14 protein-coding genes are annotated in these 21,595 nt (G+C 60.2%); 13 read left to right on the forward strand and 1 reads right to left on the reverse strand.

What is annotated here, in order from left to right:
- Positions 1-30: 30 nt before the first annotated feature.
- The 4 genes from dnaK (at position 31) to GYN08_RS00720 (ending at position 6,534) form a co-directional block, all read left to right on the forward strand.
- Positions 31-1,878, forward strand: a complete 1,848-nt coding sequence (gene dnaK / locus GYN08_RS00705) for a molecular chaperone DnaK (RefSeq protein ID WP_166271545.1) — start codon at positions 31-33, stop codon at positions 1,876-1,878.
- A gap of 161 nt (positions 1,879-2,039) precedes the next feature.
- On the forward strand, positions 2,040-3,167 hold the full coding sequence (gene dnaJ, locus GYN08_RS00710; protein WP_166271547.1) for a molecular chaperone DnaJ: 1,128 nt from the start codon (positions 2,040-2,042) through the stop codon (positions 3,165-3,167).
- Between the two features lie 1,401 nt (positions 3,168-4,568).
- Positions 4,569-5,027, forward strand: a complete 459-nt coding sequence (locus GYN08_RS00715; RefSeq protein WP_166271549.1) for a MarR family winged helix-turn-helix transcriptional regulator — start codon at positions 4,569-4,571, stop codon at positions 5,025-5,027.
- Positions 5,008-6,534, forward strand: coding sequence for a DHA2 family efflux MFS transporter permease subunit (locus GYN08_RS00720; RefSeq protein ID WP_166271551.1), 1,527 nt, complete (start codon positions 5,008-5,010; stop codon positions 6,532-6,534). The genes GYN08_RS00715 and GYN08_RS00720 overlap by 20 nt, the downstream gene beginning before the upstream one ends.
- 170 nt (positions 6,535-6,704) lie before the next feature.
- Here GYN08_RS00720 and GYN08_RS00725 read toward each other — a convergent pair whose 3' ends face one another.
- Entirely contained in the window at positions 6,705-7,205 is a 501-nt protein-coding gene (locus GYN08_RS00725; RefSeq protein ID WP_166271553.1) for a PH domain-containing protein, read from the reverse strand.
- Between the two features lie 103 nt (positions 7,206-7,308).
- Between GYN08_RS00725 and prmA the strand changes: the two genes are divergently transcribed.
- The 9 genes from prmA (at position 7,309) to addA (ending at position 21,480) form a co-directional block, all read left to right on the forward strand.
- Positions 7,309-8,286 (forward strand): 50S ribosomal protein L11 methyltransferase, encoded by a 978-nt coding sequence (prmA, locus tag GYN08_RS00730; protein WP_166271555.1) that lies wholly within the window; start codon positions 7,309-7,311, stop codon positions 8,284-8,286.
- Positions 8,287-8,958, forward strand: a complete 672-nt coding sequence (locus GYN08_RS00735; protein WP_166271557.1) for a site-2 protease family protein — start codon at positions 8,287-8,289, stop codon at positions 8,956-8,958.
- Between the two features lie 130 nt (positions 8,959-9,088).
- Complete coding sequence (locus GYN08_RS00740; RefSeq protein ID WP_166271559.1) at positions 9,089-9,850, forward strand: 16S rRNA (uracil(1498)-N(3))-methyltransferase; 762 nt, start codon at positions 9,089-9,091, stop codon at positions 9,848-9,850.
- A 2-nt stretch (positions 9,851-9,852) separates the two neighbouring features.
- Positions 9,853-11,196, forward strand: a complete 1,344-nt coding sequence (gene mtaB, locus GYN08_RS00745; protein ID WP_166271561.1) for a tRNA (N(6)-L-threonylcarbamoyladenosine(37)-C(2))-methylthiotransferase MtaB — start codon at positions 9,853-9,855, stop codon at positions 11,194-11,196.
- 129 nt (positions 11,197-11,325) lie between these two features.
- The gene (locus GYN08_RS00750) at positions 11,326-11,757 is read left to right on the forward strand and encodes an NUDIX hydrolase (protein WP_166271563.1); all 432 of its coding nucleotides are present in this window, start codon (positions 11,326-11,328) and stop codon (positions 11,755-11,757) included.
- Positions 11,758-11,799: 42 nt separating this feature from the next.
- A complete protein-coding gene (locus tag GYN08_RS00755; RefSeq protein WP_166271565.1) occupies positions 11,800-13,149 on the forward strand; it encodes a class I SAM-dependent rRNA methyltransferase in 1,350 nt (449 codons plus the stop codon).
- 57 nt (positions 13,150-13,206) lie between these two features.
- Entirely contained in the window at positions 13,207-13,758 is a 552-nt protein-coding gene (locus GYN08_RS00760; protein ID WP_166271567.1) for a hypothetical protein, read from the forward strand.
- 144 nt (positions 13,759-13,902) lie between these two features.
- The gene (gene addB, locus GYN08_RS00765) at positions 13,903-17,460 is read left to right on the forward strand and encodes a helicase-exonuclease AddAB subunit AddB (protein WP_166271569.1); all 3,558 of its coding nucleotides are present in this window, start codon (positions 13,903-13,905) and stop codon (positions 17,458-17,460) included.
- On the forward strand, positions 17,461-21,480 hold the full coding sequence (gene addA, locus GYN08_RS00770; protein ID WP_166271571.1) for a helicase-exonuclease AddAB subunit AddA: 4,020 nt from the start codon (positions 17,461-17,463) through the stop codon (positions 21,478-21,480). It begins immediately after the preceding gene.
- Positions 21,481-21,595: the final 115 nt, after the last annotated feature.

Raw genomic sequence — 21,595 nt, forward strand, 5'->3', positions numbered from 1 at the left:
CAATCGTACCTTTTGAGGAGGATATTCACTGTGAGTAGAGTAATCGGTATCGACCTTGGCACCACCAACTCCTGCGTAGCCGTTATGGAAGGCGGCGAAGCCGTCGTCATCCCTAACCCGGAAGGCGCGCGTACGACCCCTTCGGTCGTAGGCTTCAAAAAAGACGGCGAGCGGATCGTCGGCGAAACGGCGAAACGCCAAGCCATCACGAACCCGGACCGCACGATCGCGTCGATCAAACGCCACATGGGCACGACGCACAAAGAAACGATCGAAGGCAAAGACTATACGCCTCAGGAAATCTCGGCCATGATTCTGCAAAAGCTGAAATCCGACGCCGAAGCTTACCTGGGTCAATCCGTGACGCAGGCGGTTATTACCGTTCCGGCTTATTTCAACGACGCGCAGCGCCAAGCCACGAAGGACGCGGGCAAAATCGCGGGCCTCGAAGTGCTGCGGATCGTCAACGAGCCTACGGCCGCGGCCCTGGCTTACGGTCTGGAAAAATCCGAAGATCAAACGATTCTCGTCTATGACCTCGGCGGCGGTACGTTCGACGTCTCGATCCTGGAACTGGGCGACGGCTTCTTCGAAGTTAAAGCAACGAGCGGCGACAACCACCTGGGCGGCGACGACTTCGACCAAGTCATCATCGACTACCTGGTAGCCGAATTCAAAAAAGAGCAGGGCGTAGACCTGAGCAAGGACAAAGCGGCCGTACAGCGTCTGAAAGACGCGGCGGAAAAAGCGAAGAAAGAACTGTCGGGCGTTATGACGACGACGATCTCGCTGCCGTTCATCACGATGGTCGACGGCGTGCCTCAGCACTTGGAAGTCAACCTGACCCGCGCGAAATTCGAAGAGCTGTCGGCGACGCTCGTTGAGCGCACTCTCGCTCCGACCCGTCAGGCGCTCAAAGATGCGGGCCTGTCCTCGAACGACATCGACAAGATCGTTCTCGTCGGCGGTTCGACCCGTATTCCTGCCGTACAGGAAGCGATCAAGAAGCTGACCGGCAAAGATCCGCACAAAGGCGTTAACCCGGACGAAGTCGTCGCTCTCGGCGCGGCCGTTCAAGCGGGCGTCCTGACAGGCGACGTCAAAGACGTGGTTCTGCTCGACGTAACGCCTCTGTCCCTCGGTATCGAAACGGCGGGCGGCGTATTCACGAAAATGATCGAGCGCAACACGACGATCCCGACAAGCAAATCGCAGGTGTTCTCGACGTATGCCGACAACCAGCCTAGCGTAGAGATCCACGTCCTGCAGGGCGAGCGCGAAATGGCGGCCGGCAACAAAACGCTGGGACGCTTCACGCTGGGAGACATCCCGCTGGCGCCGCGCGGCGTGCCGCAAATCGAAGTTACGTTCGACATCGACGCCAACGGCATCGTCAACGTATCGGCGACCGACAAAGGCACGGGCAAGAGCCAAAAGATCACCATCACGTCTTCGAGCGGCCTGAGCGACGCGGAAGTCGAACAGATGATGAAGGATGCCGAAATGCACGCCGAAGAAGACAAAAAGCGCAAAGAACTGGTCGAAACGAAAAACAACGCCGATCAGCTCGTATACCAAGTCGACAAAACGATCAAAGACCTGGGCGACAAAGTCGACGCTTCGGAGATCGAAAAAGCGAACGCGGCCAAAGAGAAAGTTCAAAAGTCGCTGGAAGGCGACAATGTGGACGAAATCAAATCCGCGACCGAAGAGCTGACGCAGATCATTCAGCAGCTGTCCGTGAAGCTGTACGAGCAGGCTAACGCTGCCGGCGAAGGCGCGGAAGCCGGCGGTCCGGAAGCCGGGGCTTCCTCGCAGGGCCGCGACAACGTGGTCGACGCCGACTACGAAGTCGTGGACGAAGACAAGAAAGACTAATCGCCGCCAGCGGCGATTCACGTGAATAGCATGTGTGCCCGTCCGTCCAGAGACGGCCGGGCCGGCTGGGGGAGGTCAGGCCGGGTCATCCCGGACCGGGCTTCCCTTTTCTTGGGTTATAAAGGAACGATTATTCAGCATAAAGGAGTTGGAGTGCAGCGATGGCGGACAAGCGCGATTATTACGAGGTGCTCGGCATCGAAAAGGGCGCGAGCGATCAGGATATCAAGTCGGCTTACCGCAAGCTGGCGCGCACGTATCACCCGGACGTCAACAAGGCGGACGATGCCGAAGCGAAGTTCAAGGAAGTCAAAGAGGCCTACGACGTCTTGAGCGACAGCCAGAAGCGTGCCCAGTACGACCAGTACGGCCACCAGGACCCGAATCAGGGCTTCGGCGGTTTCGGCGGCGGAGATTTCGGCGGCGGCGGTTTCAGCGACATTTTCGACATGTTCTTCGGCGGCGGGGGCGGCAGAACCCGCAACCCGAACGCGCCGCAGCGCGGCAACGACCTGCAGTACACGATGACGCTGGAGTTCAAGGAAGCGGTCTTCGGCAAAGAAATGGACATCAACATTCCCCGTACCGAAAGCTGCGACACGTGTCACGGCAGCGGCGCCAAGCCGGGCACGCAGCCCGAAGTTTGTTCCGTCTGCCACGGCAGCGGGCAGGAGGAAGTCGTGCAAAACACGCCTTTCGGCCGCATGGTCAACCGCAGAGCCTGCTCGAACTGCGGCGGCAGCGGCAAGATCATCAAGGAAAAATGTTCGACGTGCAGCGGCAGCGGCCATGTGAAAAAACAGCGTAAAGTACACATCCGCGTTCCGGCGGGCGTGGACGACGGCGCGCAGCTGCGCATGACCGGCGAAGGCGACGGCGGCCTGCGCGGCGGCCCGGCAGGAGATCTGTACATCGTCATCCGGGTAAAAGCGGACGAGTTCTTCGACCGCGAAGGCGACGACATCTTCTGCGAAGTGCCTCTGACGTTCGCTCAGGCGGCGCTCGGCGACGAGATCGAAATTCCGACGCTGACCGAAAAGGTCAAACTGAAGATCCCGGCCGGCACCCAGACCGGCACGTACTTCCGTTTGAAAGGCAAAGGCGTTCCCCGCCTGCGCGGAACGGGACAAGGCGACCAGCACGTCAAAGTGGTCGTCGTGACTCCGAGCAAGCTGAGCGACGAGCAGAAAGACCTGCTGCGCCAGTTCTCCGGCCTCAGCGGCGAGCATACGCACGAGCAGGACCAGTCCTTCTTCGACAAGATGAAGCGCGCTTTTCGCGGCGACTGATCGGAAAAGAGGCGGTTGACCGAAAAAAAAGCCGCTGATCGAAAAAGAGGCGGTTGACCGAAAAAAGGCAGTTGATCCGCAAAATCGGAAGAGGAAGTTCACGTTTGCTTTCGCGGATCGTGTTTTTCCGAATCTAAGAACGGCTTCAGCCCTTTCGCGAAGCGCCGAAAAGTCCGTATGGACTTTCCGGCGCTTTTTGCTGCTTTTGAAGTTGTCGATTGGATGAGGGGAGTTCTCTCCCGGCGCAAGCTGCCGTCACGGACGGCCCGGGAACCTTCCACCCTCCCGGCGAGTCTGGGGGTGGAAGGTGGAGTGAGCGGCAGCGCGGCAGCGCGGCAGCATGGCTGCCGAGGTGTAAAGCCAAGCGGGGGTATGGCGGGGCAGAAAGCCGGCGGGACAACCGTGTTATGAAGGGGCAAAGCGAAGCGGGGGTGGGACGGTGCAGTCGTGCTGCGCGAAGCGGACCCGATAGCGGCACCGCTGCCCCGGCAAGGCGGGTTCAGCGCGGCCCGAAAACGGATAGCTTCGTGTCTCCTATAAAGCGAACTTGCGGCGAACGGTATTCGACAGACGAATTTGATGGGTCAGGCTTTCTTGAAGATTGTTCGCTTTGTCTGTTCTGAAGCCCCGGCGTCCTTTAGTCCAAATGAAAAGCCAAAATAGATGCGCAGCCGCACTTATTTTGGCTTTTTTTGTGTTTTTGCAGAGATTAACTGCATATGAGCACTTAATTCTACTTTTTTCCGCCTTAAACCTCTGAATTTATTGAAATAACTGCTCCTACGCACTTATTTTGTCGTTAACTCGCTTTTTGGCGAAAATAACTGCTTCTATGCAGCTATTTTTTAAACGCGACTTTTTTCGGCTAAATACGATTAGAATTTTGCGTCCGGCTTAAATATAAAATACCACTAATTTTATTGATTGTGATTTCCGACCGCTTCGGCTTCTGCCGAGCGGCTGTTTTATTTTTGAGAAGTTTCTTGCTCGCCGTTTTAAGTTTTACTTCGCCGCTGCCATTGGCCTTTGCGGTCGGCGAAGCCGCCGCCATTCGCTTTTGCGGTCGGCGAAGCCGCTGCCATCGGCTCTTGCGGCCGGCGAAGCCGCTGCCCTCCCTCTAGGCGGCCCGGAAGGAGGGGCCGCCTGCCTCCCTACCGGGAGGGCGCAGGATTTTCAGGGCTGAGCGACTTTTGGCTTTCCTTCTACTCGCGGAATCGAACCGATTCCCGAGAGGAAAACAACCGGAGCGAAGCACTGAAAATCCTGCGCGTATTTTCAGAAATGTTGTATGTAAATCTTGACACAGAAAAAATATGCAGTATAATTATTCGTACACGAAATATTTACATGCGAACATTTCGCAGGAGAACGTTCAGGCGGTGAGAAAGGACAGCGATACACTTGAACACGAACAAAGAGATTGAACTGCATGAGATTGTCGACTCGTTCCGCGAAGTGAAACAGCTCTTTTTTCAACTGATGTCGGAAATGTCGTGCCGGTTCGGCGTAACGGGCATTCAGCTGATGACGTTGAAGGCGCTGCGCGATCGTCCCGAGATCGGGCTCGGCGAACTGGCGGAAAATATGCGGCTCGGAAGCAGTACCGTCAGCGGCGTAATAGACCGTCTGGTCAAAGCCGAGTTGGTCATACGCGAACGACCGGTTCATAACCGGCGCGCGCTCGTGTTGAAGCTTTCGCCGAAAGGCAAACAGGTGTTGGAAGAAGCGGATGACGCTTATCGCAGTTACTTGTCCGGTCTCAATGACCTGGACCCGGAAGAAGTGAAGGCGATGCTTCGGGCACACCGCAAAATTATCAAAAAACTAGAAGAAGTGAGAGATGAAAACCACCATGAGTAAAACTGCCGTGCAAGACATTCAAACCCTCAAAAAAGGTCCGATTCTGGTCGCTCTGCTGATCGGCGCTTTCGTCGCCCTGCTGAACCAGACGCTGCTGAACGTGGCGCTGCCTACGATGGCCAAGGACCTCGGAGTCGAGACGACCGTCATTCAATGGCTGAGTACGGGCTTCATGCTCGTCAACGGCGTCATGGTACCGGTAACGGCTTACCTGATGGCCCGCTTTACCTCGAGAAATCTGTTTATCACCGCAATGAGTTTATTTACGCTCGGTACCGTTCTTTGCGCATTCAGCGATACGTTCGGCATTCTGCTGGCAGGTCGCATGGTTCAAGCCGCGGGCGCCGGTATCTTGATGCCGCTGATGACGTTTACGATCCTGACCATTTTCCCGATCGAAAAGCGCGGTTCCGCCATGGGACTCGTCGGCGTGGCCATGATCTTCGCTCCGGCGATCGGTCCTACGCTGTCCGGTTGGATGGTCGAACATTACGATTGGCATTACCTGTTCTATCTGATTCTGCCGTTCGGCGTTCTGTCGATCATTCTGGGCGTGCTGTTCATGCGCAACGTGACGGAAACGTCGCGGCCTAAGCTCGACGTGCTGGCCGTCATTTTGTCGACGATCGGGTTCGGCGGCATCCTGTACGGATTCAGCCAAGCGGGTTCCGAAGGTTGGGGCGCTGCCGAGGTCGTCTGGACGCTCACAATCGGTGCTTTGGCGCTGCTGTTGTTCGTCATCCGCGAATTGAGATCGGATATCCCGATTTTGGAAATGCGCGTGTTCAAATACGACGTCTTCTCGCTGACGACCGTCATTAACGTCATCGCGACGATGGCTCTGTTCTCCGGCATGATTCTGCTTCCGCTGTATTTGCAGAGCGTCCGCGGCTTCACGCCGGTCGAATCCGGTCTGATGCTGCTGCCGGGCGCGATCCTGATGGGCATCATGTCCCCGATTACCGGCTACATTTTCGACAAGATCGGCGCGCGCTGGCTGGCGGTCGCGGGGCTGGCCATCATGGTCGTCACGACTTACGAATTCAGCCAGTTGACCGTCACGACGACTTACGGTCATTTGATCGCCGTCTATACCATCCGCATGTTCGGCATGTCGCTGATGATGATGCCGATCCAGACGGCGGGGCTGAACCAACTGCCTGCACGCCTTAATGCGCACGGTACGGCGATGTCCAATACGCTGCGTACGATCGCCGGCGCGCTCGGCACGGCGCTGCTCGTGTCGATCATGTCGAACAAAGCGGCCGAAGTCGGCAAACAGCTTGTGGTCAGCATGGGCGTGAATCCGCAGGATGCCGCTCAAATGCAGGCCGTAACGCTGCAGGCGACCGTCGAAGGCATCAACCACTCGTTCGTGGTCGCGACCTGGATGACCGCAGCGGCGTTCGTACTGGCTTTCTTTATCAAACGCGTCGTCGTCAAACGCGAAGCGCCTGCCCACAAAGTGCAGACGACCGCTTCCGAAAATGCGAACGCCAAAGCGTAAAAAGCAAAAAGAATCCGACCGAACGTTTCGGTCTTCCCTTCGCCGCTTCGGCAGACCGCAAGCCGAAGCGGCCATACGAAAAGCCCGTTCTCCGATTCCCGGAGAGCGGGCTTTTTTTTGCGTTCGTTCCCGAGCGGCGGCAGAGCCGCGGCTCCGGTAGGGAAGCCGCCTTACAGATCTTCCCGGTAGCGGGTTCCGTAACGCTCTTTCTCTTCCCGAACGGCGGCGCGCAGCAGATCTTTGACCTTTTCCGCTTCTTTGACGTCTTCGAGCCGTACCTCGGGAGCGGTCGGATCGCTGGAATGCACGAGGATCGTGCCGACGCCCATCATGCGGTCCATGACCGTTTTTTCCAGCGAGATGTCTTTGACTCGGACCAGTTCGATTTCTTCCGTTTTCTTGCCGACCAGCCCGGTGGTGACGATCAAGCGCTGGCTGGTAATTTTGTAGCGCACGTTGTTCATCAGCAGGCCGGTCCTGATCTGGTCGCCCAGATCGGAAGGCCGGCCTTCCCACAGCGTTTTTTCGCTCCGCTCGTCCGGAAGTTCCGCTCGGGCCCTTTGGCGTTGGCCTTCGGAAGTTCCGGCTGCTGCATGCAGCGGTTTGCCGCATTTTCCGCAAAAATGGGCGTCGTCCGGGCAGGGCGCTCCGCAGTTCGTGCAATAGATCATACGCTCGTCCTCTTTTCTCGTCATCGTTAAGGGTTTTGTGCTGTCTCTTCGTCTATAGTACAATAGAACGAACGTAAAAGTTAAACATTGAGGAGCGATAACTATGCTGTGGCACGAATTGACCATACATACGACCGAGGAAGCGGTGGAAGCCATTTCGAATTTTCTGCACGAAGCGGGAGCCGGCGGCGTTTCGATCGAGGAATCGGGCAATTTGAACAAAAAAAGGGAGCGTCCGTACGGCGAATGGTTCGACCAGCCGCTGAACGACATTCCCGAAGGCCGCGCCGAGATCAAAGGTTACTTCTCCGAAGAAATCGACATCGAAGCGGTAATGGAAGAAGTGAAAGCCCGCACGGCGGAGCTCGCGACCTTCGATATCGATACCGGCAGCCCGACTTTCGAGAAAAGGCTGGTGGACGAAGAAGAATGGGCGACGGCCTGGAAGGCTTACTATAAGCCGCTCAAAGTGTCCGATACGCTCACCATCAAGCCGGTATGGGAACAATACGAAGCGGCCGAAGGCGAACGCATCATCGAGCTCGATCCGGGCATGGCGTTCGGCACCGGCACCCATCCGACGACGGCGCTGTGCCTGCGGGCGCTGGAAAGCATCGTCAAGGGCGGAGAGGACGTCGTCGACGTGGGCACCGGTTCCGGCATCCTGTCGATCGGCGCGATCAAGCTGGGCGCGAAAAGGGCTCTGGCTCTGGACCTCGACCCGGTAGCCGTGACGAGCGCGCGGGAAAACGTGGCGCTGAACGGGCTGTCGGAGGTGATCACCGTGCGCGAAAGCGATCTGCTGTCGGTGCTGACGCCGGGCGGACACGGGGCTTCGAACGACATCGGCGTGGAACTTCCGGTTCAGATCGTCGTCGCCAACATTCTCGCCGAGATCATCCTGCTGTTCACCGACGACGTGGTCAAAGCGCTGCGTCCGGGCGGACTGTATCTGGCTTCCGGCATTTACAAAGACAAGGAGCAGGCCGTGCGCGACGGGCTCACCGCGGCCGGCCTGACCATTCGCGACGTGCATCGCGAGGAAGACTGGCTGGCTTTCATCGCGGAAAAGGTCGTGTAAATGGAGAGATATCTCGCTTTTTCGTTCGAGGAGCTGCCCTTTGTTCTGCTAGTACTGATCATCGCTTTTACGGTGCATGAATTCGCCCACGCTTACTCGGCTTACAAATTCGGCGATCCGACAGCCAAGCTGCTGGGGCGGGTTACGCTGAATCCGGCTCGCCACGTCGACTTCCTGGGCACCCTGCTGATCCTGCTCGCGGGCTTCGGCTGGGCGCGTCCGGTACCCGTCACCCGCGAGAATTTCAGCCGTCCGCGTCTGATGGGCATTATCGTCTCGGCGGTCGGTCCGCTGAGTAACCTGCTGATCGCGTTTATCGGAGCGGTCGTTTACGCGGGATTGCTGGTGAACGGCGTGCTGGATGTTGCCGCGACGTCGAGAGGATCGGAAGCTTTTAATATTTTCTTCGAAAAGCTGATTCAGTTGAACGTGCTGCTGTTCCTGTTCAACCTGGTTCCACTGCCGCCGCTCGACGGATACCGGATCGTGGAAGACCTCGCTCCGCTTCGGATTCGCCGCAAGCTGCAGCAGTTCGAGCCGTATTCCATTTTCATTTTCCTGCTGCTGGTCTTTATCCCGGTGCTGAGAGACAATACGATCGGACGGCTCGGGATCTGGGTGTATGAGATTTCGCAGGCCATGTTCGATTTCGGCGTCGGCCTTTTCACTTAGCGGTCCCAAGCTCGAACATCAACCGGCTTTCCTTCGGGAAATGCCGGTTTTTCGCCGTGTCCACTGGTCAGCGGGAGACAAACCGTGTATGATGGAATTTGGTCAAAAACGGAAGAGAAGTGGATGAGCGATGCAGAGATATTTTGTGGAAAAAGAGCAGTTCGAAGAAAACAAAGTCCGCATCCTCGGCGAGGATGCGCGTCATATCGGCAGAGTCATGCGCGGAAGAGCCGGCGACAAAGTCATCGTCTGCGACGGGGAGGGCCGGGTCGCGCTGGTCGAACTGGAGTCGGTCGAACAGGGCGAGGTTACGGCTTCCGTAGTCGAGGAGATGGCGGAGCGGAGCGAGGCCCGTTTTCGCGTGGATATCGCCCAGAGTCTGCCCAAAGGCGACAAGCTGGAGACGGTCATCCAAAAATGCACGGAGATCGGCGCGCATGCTTTCGTGCCTTTCCTGTCGGAGCGGACGGTCGTTCAGTACGACGCGAAGAAGGAAGAGAAGCGCCTGCAGCGCTGGAGCAAGATCGCGAAGGAAGCGGCGGAGCAGAGCCATCGCAGCCGCATTCCGGAAGTGCGCCAGCCGCTGACGTACAAGCAGCTGCTGAAGACGTTCGCGGATTACGATCTTGTGCTGTTTTGCTATGAAAAAGAAGACGGACTGCAGCTTAGGGACGCCGTTCGCCCGTTTGCGGAAGAGCGGCCGGAAGGGGAAGCGAAGGTGCTTCTCGTCGTCGGGCCGGAAGGCGGATTCACCGAGCGCGAAGCGGAAGAAGCGGAAGTTTCCGGCGCCAAGATCACCGGCCTGGGAAGACGCATCCTGAGAGCGGAGACGGCCGGCATGGCCGCTCTGTCCTGCATCCTGTACGAGTCCGGAGAAATGGGAGGAATTTAACAATGCCATCAGTCGCTTTTTATACGCTGGGCTGCAAAGTCAATTTCTACGATACGGAAGCCATCTGGCAGCTGTTCAAAAAAGAAGGTTACGAACAGGTTGAATTCGAACAGACGGCGGACGTTTATCTGATCAACACCTGCACGGTAACGAATACCGGCGACAAGAAAAGCCGCCAGATCATTCGCCGCGCCGTACGCCGCAATCCGGACGCGATCGTCGCGGTGACGGGCTGCTACGCGCAGACGTCCGCGGCCGAAATTCTCGAAATTCCGGGCGTCGATCTCGTCATCGGCACGCAGGACCGCGAGAAGATCCTGCCGCTGGTGGACGAGATCCGCGCCAAGCGCGAACCGATCAACGCCGTGCGCAATATCATGAAGACGCGGACGTTCGAGGAACTCGACGTGCCGAGCTTTAACGGACATACCCGCGCGTTCTTGAAAATTCAGGAAGGCTGCAACAACTTCTGCACGTTCTGCATCATCCCGTGGTCGCGCGGACTGTCGCGCAGCCGCGAGCCGCAGAGCGTGCTGGCTCAGGCGCGCCAGCTGGTCGCGGCCGGCTATAAGGAGATCGTGCTGACGGGCATCCACACCGGCGGCTACGGCGACGACATGGAAAACTACCGCCTGTCCGATCTGATGGAAGAGCTGGACAAAGTGGAAGGATTGGAGCGCATCCGCATCAGTTCGATCGAAGCGAGCCAGATCGACGACAAGATGCTGGACGTTCTGAACCGCTCCACGAAAATGTGCCGCCACTTCCATATTCCGCTGCAGGCGGGCGACGATTCCGTGCTGAAGAGAATGCGCCGCAAGTACACGACGGCGGAATTCGCCGAGAAAATCGCGCGCATCCGCCAGGCGATGCCGGACGTGGCGATCACGACCGACGTCATCGTCGGCTTCCCGGGCGAGACGGACGAGATGTACCGAAACGGGTATGAGTTCATGCAAAAAATCGGCTTTTCCGAAATGCACGTCTTCCCTTACTCGCAGCGTACCGGCACGCCGGCCGCGCGGATGGACGACCAGGTGGACGACGAAGTGAAAAATGCGCGCGTGCACGAACTGATCGAGCTGTCGGAGCGGATGCAGCTGGAATATGCGCAGAAGTTCCTCGGCCAGGTCGTGGACGTCATTCCGGAGAAAAACGAAAAAGGAACGTATCCGCAGGGCTTCGTGGGCGGACACAGCGACAACTATTTGACGGTCGTGTTCGAAGGCTCGCAGGAGCTCCAGGGACAGCTGTGCCGGGTCAAAATCGTCGAAGCGGGCGCGAACGAATGCCGCGGCCAGCTGCTGCGCGTGCTGGACGAAGCGCGCGCGTCTTCGGTATCCTGAAGCCCGGATTCGCCGGGACGCGGGCGGACGAAAGACGAACGGGCAGGATGCGGGCAGCAGGGGGACTTCGCCGTAAGATGCGGAGTCCCTTTGTTTGCGGATTCAAAGCACGGACAAGGGGAGAAGACGGTGAGCAGAACGGAAATATCGGCGGGCGGCGTCGTCTACCGAAGAGATGGCGGGCGGCTGCACATCCAGCTGATCCAGGACCGCTACGGCAAAGTATCGCTGGCCAAAGGCAAGCGGGAGCCGGGCGAGACGCCGCGCGAAGCGGCGCTGCGCGAGATCCGCGAGGAGACCGGCATCGAAGGCCGGATCGTGCAGCTCGTGGACATTATCCGCTATCAATACGAGAACGAAAAATACGGGTTGGTGGACAAGGAAGTCCGGTATTATCTGGTCGAAGCGCTCGGCGGAGAACTTCGCGCCCAGCAGGAGGAAATCCGCGGCGTGGAATGGTTTTCTCCGGAAGAAGCGCTGATTCTGCATAAAAAATCGGGCTACGAAAATAACCATCCGATCTTGAGAACGGCGCTGGAAATGCTCGGTTTGAAGCTGTAGGCCCGCACTCGGGCGCGGACGGCAATTTGAGGAGGAAGCAACTTGGCAAAAGTCATATTGGACAAAAACCGCAAAAAGCGGCTGGAAGAAGGCCATCCGTGGATTTACAAGAGCGAGATCGCGGGCACGGAAGGCGATCCGGCTCCCGGCGATCTGGTCGAAGTGACCGATCATCGCGGCAAGCCGCTCGGAACGGGCTATTACAACGACAATTCGCAGATCACGGTCCGGCTGCTGTCGCACGGCGCCGTGGAAGCGATGGACGAAGCGTTTTTCGTTTCCCGCTTCCGCGACTGCCTTCGGCATCGAGACCGCTTCGTCGGCGGAACGGCTTACCGCCTCGTCTACGGCGAAGCCGATTTCCTGCCGGGACTGATCGTCGACCGTTTCGCGGACGTGCTGGTCGTGCAGATCCTGACGCTCGGCATGGACCGCCGCCGCGCGGAGATCGTGAATGCGCTCGTCGAGGTCATGCGCCCCGCCGGCATTTACGAACGCAGCGACGTGTCGGTCCGTACGCTTGAAGGATTGGAAGAAACGACGGGCGTGCTGTACGGCGAATGCCCGCGCCACGTGACGGTCGAGGAAAACGGCCTGCTGATCAAGGTGGATATCGAGCAGGGGCAGAAGACGGGTTACTTCTTCGACCAGCGGGAGAACCGCGCTTCGATCGCTCCGCTGATGACGGGCTGGGGCGAGCGCAGCGGCATCTCGCTGCAGGACGTGGACGGCGGACGCCTTCCGGTCAACAAAAACGGCAAAGTGGTCGAGTTCCCGTATTGGGACGGGGCCACCGTGCTGGAATGCTTCTCGCACACGGGCAGCTTTACGCTGCATGCCTGCAAATACGGGGCGAAGAAAGTCACCTGCCTCGACATCTCGGCGCACGCGATCGAAAGCGCGCGGGAAAACGTGAGTTTGAACGGGTTCGACGACCGCGTGGAATTCGTGGTGGCCGACGCGTTCGATTATCTGCGCGAGAACGTCAAAGGGCTCGAAGAACGCAGACGCCGCGCCGAAGGAACGTCCAAAGTCGACACGTCCGTCCCGATGCCGGCCGGCGGCGGCCGCAGTTGGGATGTCGTTATCCTCGATCCTCCGGCATTCGCCAAGTCCCGTTCGGCCGTCAAAGGCGCCGTTCGCGGTTATAAGGACATCAACCTGCACGGCATGAAGCTGGTCAGCGAAGGCGGCTACCTGGTCACGGCCAGCTGCTCGTACCATATGCGTCCGGATCTGTTCCTGGAAACGATTCAGGAAGCGGCGCGCGACGCGGGCAAAACGCTGCGCCTGATCGAATGGAGAGCCGCCGGCAAAGACCATCCGCAGATCCTCGGCGTGGACGAAGGCCATTATTTGAAATTCGCCGTGTTCGAAGTGCGCAGCCGCTAAGCGGACGCCGCTTCCCGTATCAGCCTGCCTTTCGCTTTCCGGCGAGGGGCGGGCTGTTTGTCGCGTTCGGGTCGGCGCTTCGGCGTCGTCTGCGCCGTGAAGCATTTGTATTTGCGCGCCGGGCGTCGTACGCTGGAGGAAACGCGAAAAACGGCGAAGCCGGAATGCCGGATTTCGGCTCTGCCGAACGCCGTCCGCGAACGGAGGAGAAAAATGGGCGACAACCGAAACGGGAACGAAGACAACGCGAAGCGCGAAAACGGCGGGAGCGGCTCATGGAAAGAGAAGGCGCCGAAACACGCGGAACGGACAACGGGAGAGATCCGAAGCCGGGAAGAGCTGAAGCGGGAATTCCGGTCGCTTCCGGGCGAAATTCTGCGCGATTTTTTTGCCACCGTCCGTTTTTGGGCCGTCATGATTTTTTTCTGGGCACTGATTACGTCGGCCGGAGCCTGGGCGGGGTATCTGATCGGCGGGAACAACGACGGGTTATGGCTGGGCGCGGCGATCGTCGGCGGCGCTTCGCCGATCGCGATGGGCTTTATGCTGTCGCTGGACGTTCCGGGCAAAGTATGGCGCAGACTGCGCGGGCGGCGGAACAAGCCTTGAAGAGCCGCGACGGAAAAGTCGGGCTCGGGACTCGGCGGCCTGCCTTCGTCCGCGGACGGAACGCCTGTTCTTCTTTTGCTCGATAAGTTATACTGGATACAAGAAGATTTTATAAAGATTGCACAATAAGGAGGCCATCGGCCGATGACGTTACACATTAGGCTCGGACGATCCGGCAGCGGCAAGACGAGCCGAATCATGGACGAGATTCGCTTCAACATGAGAAAAGATCCGCTCGGTCCGCCGCTGCTGCTGATCGTGCCGGAGCAGTCGACTTTCCAGGCGGAGTACGAGTTGTTCGCCGGAAAGGAAGGAGGAGGAAGCCTGCGCGCCCAGGTGCTCAGCTTCCATCGCCTCGCTTACCGGGTCATGCAGGAGACGGGCGGGTCGGCGCTGACGGCGATCGGCGACGAAGGCAAGCGGATGCTGTTGTACCGGCTGCTCAGGGAACGCCGCGGCGATCTGCGGCTGTTCGGCGCTTCGAGCGAGCAGCCGGGGTTTATCGCCAAATTGAACGATCTGTACACCGAACTGAAGCGGTATAAGATCGACTCGGGCGTGCTTGAAGAACATATGCAGGACCTGGTCTCGGCCGGGCATTCGCCGCTGCTGCGCGAAAAATTGGAAGACGCGCTGCCGGTATACCGCGACTTCGAAAGCCGGCTGTCGGAACTGTACGTCGACTCGGAAGATACGCTGATTCGGCTGGCGCGGCAGCTCGGGGATTCTTCGCTCGTGCGGAACGCCGAAATTTGGATCGACGGATTCTACGGCTTTACGCCGCGCGAGTACGAAGTCATCGGGGGACTGCTGAACAGCGCGAAGACGGTCGTCTGCACGCTGACGCTGGATCGCCCTTACGACGGCGGGGAGCAGCCCGGGGAACTGGACCTGTTCCATCAGACCGGCATGACGTACCGGAAGCTGCGCCAGCTGGCCGAAGCGCTGGAAGTCGGCTGCGAAGTCGAGCTTGCGCAGGAGGGGCCGCTGCCGAGATTCGAGACCAGCCCTCTGCTGGGCGTTCTCGAATCCCGGCTTCGCGGAGATCGGCGGGCCGCTGAACGCGCCGCCTCGGAGGGCGCGCGGCTGAACGCGGACGGCGAGCTCGGCATCACGCTGCACGCGGCGGACAACCGGCGGGCGGAAGCGGACGCGGCGGCGCGGGAAATGCTGCGTCTGGCCCGGGAAAAAGGAGCCCGCTACCGAGATATGGCCGTGTTCGTGCGCAATCTGGACGATTACGAGGCGGTGCTGGCGCCGGTGCTCGAAGATTACGGCATTCCCGTATTTACCGACCGGCGCAAAAGCGTGCTGCATCATCCGCTTGCGGAATTCGTGCGCGCCGCGCTCGACGTCGTGCAGTACCGCTGGCGGTACGAAGACGTGTTCCGCTGCGTGAAGACGGATCTGCTGCTGCCGGAAAACGACGGAATCACCCGCGACGATATGGATCGGTTGGAGAATTTCGTGCTGGCATCCGGCATTCGGGGCACGCGCTGGACGGACGGCCGACCGTGGCGAGACGCGCCGAAGTTGTCCCTGGATGACGAAGGTCGTCCGGTGGTCGAGGAGGAAGAGGCGGACGTCCGGGAGCGAATGGAGCGTTTGGAAGCGTGCCGCGACCGGATCGCGGCGCCGCTGGCGGCATTCGAGCACGCGCTGAAGACGGCGGGGACGGCGCGAGCCATGTGCGAAGCGGTATATCTCATGCTGGAAGCCGCGGAAGTGCCGCAGCGGCTCGACCGGATGGGGCGCGAAGCTGCGGACGCCGGCGATCCGCTGGCCGCCGACGTGCACCGGCAGATCTGGAGCGCGCTGCTCGATCTGCTGGATCAAATCGCCGAGCTGATCGATTCGGAGGAGGTGAGCGTCGAGGAATTTGCCGGGATGCTCGAGACGGGGATCGCCGGGCTCACGCTGGGCCTCGTTCCGCCGGCGCTCGACCGGGTACTGCTGGGCGATATGGAACGAACGCGTCCGCTGAATATCAAGTACGCGTTCGTGCTGGGGTTGAACGACGGCATCGTGCCGCTGGCTCCCGTTCAGGGAGGGCTGCTGAGCGAGCCGGAACGGACCCGCCTGGCGGAGAGCGGACTCGAACTGTCTCCCGGCTCGGAACGCCGGATGCTCGACGAAAGGCTGTTCATCTACCATACGCTGACCGCTGCTTCGCACAAGCTGTGGCTGAGCTACGCGCTCGGCGACGACGAAGACAAGCCGCTGCTGCCGTCCGAAATCGTGCTTGAGCTGCGCGCCGCGTTTCCGTTCGTCGGCGAGCGCCGCGAGAGCGGACTGCCGGCGCCGGGCATGGCGCCTTCCGAATACCGCCGGTTCGTCACCCTGCCGGAATCGACGCTTCCGCATCTGCTTGCGCAGCTCCGGCTGTGGAAAGCGGGAACGGAGATCGATCCGCTGTGGTGGGATGTGCTGGGCGCTTATCAGGAGCGGCCCGAATGGGACGCCCTGCTGCGCAGCCGTCTGGCTTCGCTCGTCTATACCAACAAATCGGACCGGCTCACCCGGGAGACCAGCATGGAACTTTACGGCCGAAAGCTGCGTTCCAGCGTATCCCGGATGGAAAAGTTCACGGCGTGCGCGTTTTCGCATTTCGCTTCCCACGGCCTGAGATTGAAGGAGCGCCAGCTCTACAAGCTGAACGCGCCCGATATCGGACAGCTGTTCCATGCCGCGCTGAGCGACATCGCGACGCGTCTGCGGCTCGAGAATCGGAGCTGGGGATCTTTGACGGTCGAGGAATGCCTTGCGGAAGCACGCTCTTCCGTAGACAAGATCGCTCCGAGGCTGCAGGGCGAAATCCTGTTCAGCACGAGCCGCTACGGTTATATTTCGCGCAAGTTGATGGACATCGTCGGCCGCGCTTCGATCATTCTGGGCGAGCACGCGCGGCGCGGCGACTTCGAGCCTCTCGGTATCGAGGTCGACTTCGGCCCGGGCAAGGACATTCCGCCGCTCGTATTCGAACTGGGCAACGGATGCACGATGGAAATCGTCGGCCGGATCGACCGGGTAGACGTCGCCGAAGGCGAAGAAGGGCTGCTGCTTCGCGTCATCGACTACAAGTCGAGCGACAAAGACCTGAAGCTGCACGAGGTCTACTACGGCTTGTCGCTGCAGATGCTGACCTATCTGGATGTGCTGCTGACGCACGCGGAGGAATGGATCGGAGCTCCCGCGCTGCCGGCCGGGACCTTGTACTTCCACGTGCAAAATCCGCTGCTGGCTTCTCCTAACGGCATGACGCGGGACGCGGCGGCGCAGGAAATGCTCAAGCGTTTCAAGATGAAGGGGCTGGTGCTGGCCGATCCCGACGTCGTCGCCAAAATGGACCGGACGCTTACAAGCGGCCAATCGCCGGTCATTCCGGTAGCGGTCAAAAAGGACGGCGGATTCTACAGCAGCTCGGCCGTCGCCGATCCCCGGCAGTGGGAATCGCTGCTCAAAGGGGTGCGCCGCAACATCGCGGGCATCGGAAGACGGATCACGGACGGCGAATCGGAAGCGCGGCCTTACCGCATTCAGCAGGAGAAAGCGTGCGATTTCTGCCCGTACCACTCCGTCTGCCAGTTCGACGAGAGTCTGGACCATGCGGGATACAATCATCTGAACAAACCGGGCAAAGACCGGATCTGGGAACTGTTCGGCGAAGCGGACGGGGAAGACGAGAAGGAGGAGAGCCTATAAATGGGAATGACATATGCCGATAAGCCGGCCGGCAGCCACTGGAGCGACGATCAATGGAAAGCGATCGCCGCTTCGGGCGGCAATATGCTGGTCGCGGCGGCGGCGGGCTCCGGCAAAACGGCCGTGCTCGTCGAACGGATTATCCGGAAGATCACCGATCCCGCCGGAGGCACGGGCGTGGACCGGATGCTGATCGCCACCTTCACGAAAGCGGCGGCCTCGGAAATGCGCCAGCGGATTCGAGACGCGCTGAACAAGGAACTGACCGCCGATCCGCAAAACGAGCATCTGCGCCGCCAGCTGTCGCTGCTCGGCCAGGCGTCGATCACGACGCTGCATTCGTTTTGCCTGGAAGTGATCCGCCGCCATTACACGCTGATTCCGCTTGATCCGGCTTTTCGGATCGCGAACGAACACGAAAGCGAGATTATGCGGCAGGAAATTCTCGAAGAGCTGTTCGAGGAGCAGTACGCGCTCGAGGAAGACGGCCGGCTGTTCCGCCGGCTGATCGACTGGTTCGGCGGCGAGCGTTCCGACGATCCGGCATTTGCGCTCGTGCAGCGTCTGTACGACTTCGCGCGAAGCCATCCTTGGCCGGAACGGTGGCTGCGCGAAGCCGCCGCCGAGTTCCGCGTCGATACGCTGGAGTCGCTCGGCGAGACGTCCTGGGCGCGCAGCCTGATGGCCGACGCGCGGCTGGCGCTGGCGGGCACGGAGAACCTTCTGCTCCGCGCTTACGATTTGGCTTCGTCGCCGGAAGGACCGGCTCCTTACGTCGACACGCTGCAAAACGACCTGGATATGCTGCGCCGGCTGCAGGCGGCCGCCGAACGCGAACCGTGGCATCGCGTGCACGCTTACTTCGAGAACATGACGTTCGGCAAGCTGAACGCGGTCCGCAAAGACCAATGCGATCCGCAGATCAAAGATCGGGCGAAAGCGCTGCGCGACGCGGCGAAGGAAGACCTGACCGAAATCCGGGAATTTTATTTCGGCCGACCGCCGGAAGCTTTTCTGGCCGAGCTGAACGAAGCCGCTCCGCTTATGGAGGAGCTGGCGGCCTTGACGATCGAATTCGGGGAGCGCTACGCCAAAGCGAAGAAAACGCGGGGAATGGTGGACTTTTCCGACCTCGAACACTACTGCCTTCGCATTCTCCGCGATCCGTCCTCCGAACCCGGCCGTTTGATTCCTTCGGCCGCGGCGCTGGAATATCGGGAGCGCTTCGACGAAGTGCTGCTCGACGAATACCAGGACACGAACTCCGTGCAGGAAGAGATCGTTTCGCTGATCGCGCGGGAAGGGTCGGGCAACCGGTTCATGGTCGGGGACGTCAAACAGAGCATTTACCGCTTCCGCCTGGCGGAACCGGGATTGTTCCTGCATAAATACCGCGCTTACGGAGAAGATTTCTCGGAAGGCGGCCTGCGCGTCGATCTTGCGCGCAATTTCCGCAGCCGGAAAGAAGTGGTCGAAGCGGTCAACGGCATTTTCCAGCGCATCATGAACGAGCGGGTCGCGGAAATTCAATACGACGAACGCGCCGAACTGGCTTACGGGGCGCTCGCTTATCCGGAAGCCGAAAAGGACGAATACGCGCCCGAATTGATGCTGATCGAGCGAGGCGGCCAGGAAGAAGGAGAAACGGCGGAAGGCGGCCCTGCCGCCGAAGCGGCGGAAATCGAAACCGCGCGTCTGGAAGCCCGTGCCATCGCGGCGCGGATTCACGAGCTCACCGGACAGTCGGAAGGGCGCGAGGCGCTGCGGATTTACGACAAATCCGCGGGAGGTCTTCGACCGGCAGGATACGGCGACGTGGTAATCCTGCTGCGCTCGGCAAGCGCCTGGGCCCCCATGATCATCGAAGAATTGAGGCTTGCGGGCATTCCGGCGATGGGCGACGCGGCACGGGGCTATTTCGAAGCGACGGAAGTGGAAATCATCATGTCGCTGCTGCATATCATCGACAATCCCCGCCAGGATATTCCGCTGGCTTCGGTGCTCCGCTCCCCGATCGTCGGACTGACCGAAGATCAGCTGGCTCGGATTCGGCTTCACGGTCCGAAGCTGCCTTTTTACGAAGCGGTATGCGCGGCGGCCGTAGGGAGCTTATCTCCCGGCACGGACGGCGAAGCACAGGGAACAAACGAAGAGGCGAAGGTTCCCGGCGCAGGCGCGTCCGGAGACGAACCGCCCCCGAATGACACGTCGGCGCGTTCGAATCTGGCTTCCGGGCCCGATTCGCCGCTGAGCGAGACGCTGAACCGTTTCTTGTCTTCGCTGGGGCGCTGGAGGGATCTGGCGCGAAGCGGCGAACTCAGCGAGCTGATCTGGACGCTGTACCGCGAGACGGGCTATGCCGATTGGGTGGCCGGGCTGCCGGGCGGCGCGCAGCGCCGGGCGAATCTGCTGGCGCTGTACAACCGGGCGGTACAGTTCGAGAAGTCGACGTCGGCCCAGGGGCTGTTCCGCTTCCTGCGCTTTGTCGAGCGATTGAGGGACAACGGAGGCGACCTGGCCGAAGCGCCTTCCGAAGCGGCGCACGATTCGGTGCGCATTATGACGATCCATAAAAGCAAAGGCTTGGAGTTCCCCGTCGTATTTATCGCGGGATTATCGAAGAACTTCAATATGCAGGATCTGAACGCGCCGTTCATGACGCACAAAGAGTTGGGCTTCGGACCTCGCTTCGTGGACGAAGAAAGCCGCGTCGGTTATCCGACGCTGCCCGCGCTCGCCATTCGCAGAAGGATGCTGATGGAACTGCTGGCGGAAGAAATGCGGGTGCTGTACGTGGCGCTGACGCGGCCGCGCGACAAGATGATTTTGACCGCTTCGGTCAAGGATCTGCCGAAGCGAGTCTCGGCTTGGATGCAGTCGGCGGGCGGAGAAGAAGGCATCGCCGACTATACGCTGGCGAAAGCCCGATCATACCTGGACTGGATCGGTCCCGCGCTGATCTTCGAACCGGGAGCGGAGGAGCTGCGCGCCTCCGCGGATACGGCTCTTCCGGTCGGAGTCCGGGGTTCCTCGGCCGGTTGGACGTTTGCCGTTCGCGGCGGCGACGCCGCATCGGCCGCCGAGAGAGAGGCGGGCGAAGAACTGTACGCCGAACGGATCCAGCGCCTGAAGGCGGTTATGGGCGGCGAACGTTCCGAAGATTACGGCCGCCGCTCGGAGTTTGCCGAACGCTTCGCCTGGCGGTATCCTCACGCGGCGGCCGGCGGAGCCGCCGCCAAGACATCCGTGACCGAGATCAAATCGCGCTTTGCCGGCGACGAATATCCCGCGGCTGATGCGCTCGAAGCGGCCCGTCGGCTGGCCGGTCTGGAAGACGACGCACAGGCGGCCGAACAGGGCCGGCCGGAAGCCGGAGGCCCGACGCTGCAGCTTCGGCGTCCGCGGTTCATGGAGGGAAGCCGCTTGACCGGAGCCGAACGGGGCACGGCTTACCATACGCTGATGCAGCATGTGCCGCTGGACGCGGACACGGGAGCGCGCGAAGCGGCGGAGACGCTGGCCGAACTCGTCCGCAAAAGCATTCTGCTGCAGGCCGAAGCCGATACGGTGAATCCGAACGATATCGCCGGGTTTATCCGCAGCGAGATCGGCAGCAGGGCCGTGCGGGCGCAATGGCTGCGCCGCGAACTGCCGTTCAGCGCGGGCGTCGGCGCGGACGAAGAACTCGGTTCCCTGGTGCTGCCGGTTCAGGGCGGAAGCGCGAATGCCTGGCCGCCTACCGGAGGCGGCGGAAGCCGAGATGTGCGTCTGGAACGTCTTCCGGGCGAACGGGTGCTGGTGCAGGGCGTCGTGGACTGCCTGTTCCGCGAGAACGGGAAGCTGATTCTGCTCGATTACAAGACCGATCGGATCAGACCGGGGCGCGGCACCGAAGAGTTGGCCGCGCATTACCGCTTCCAGCTGGATTTTTATGCGCGAGCGGTCGAAGACATGCTCGGCGAGCCGGTGCACGAGAAATGGCTGTACTTTTTCGATGCCGCCGAAGGGGTGCGGCTGTAAAACGGAAACCGGGTTTTCGGGTTTCGAACAGGTTGGAATGCCTTGTCAAAAGGAGGCCGGCTCGCAAGCGGGCCGGCCTTTGCACGGCGACGAGGGAATCACGAATTCGCGATAG

The organism is Saccharibacillus alkalitolerans, from assembly GCF_011090185.1.
Classification (GTDB): domain Bacteria; phylum Bacillota; class Bacilli; order Paenibacillales; family Paenibacillaceae; genus Saccharibacillus; species Saccharibacillus alkalitolerans.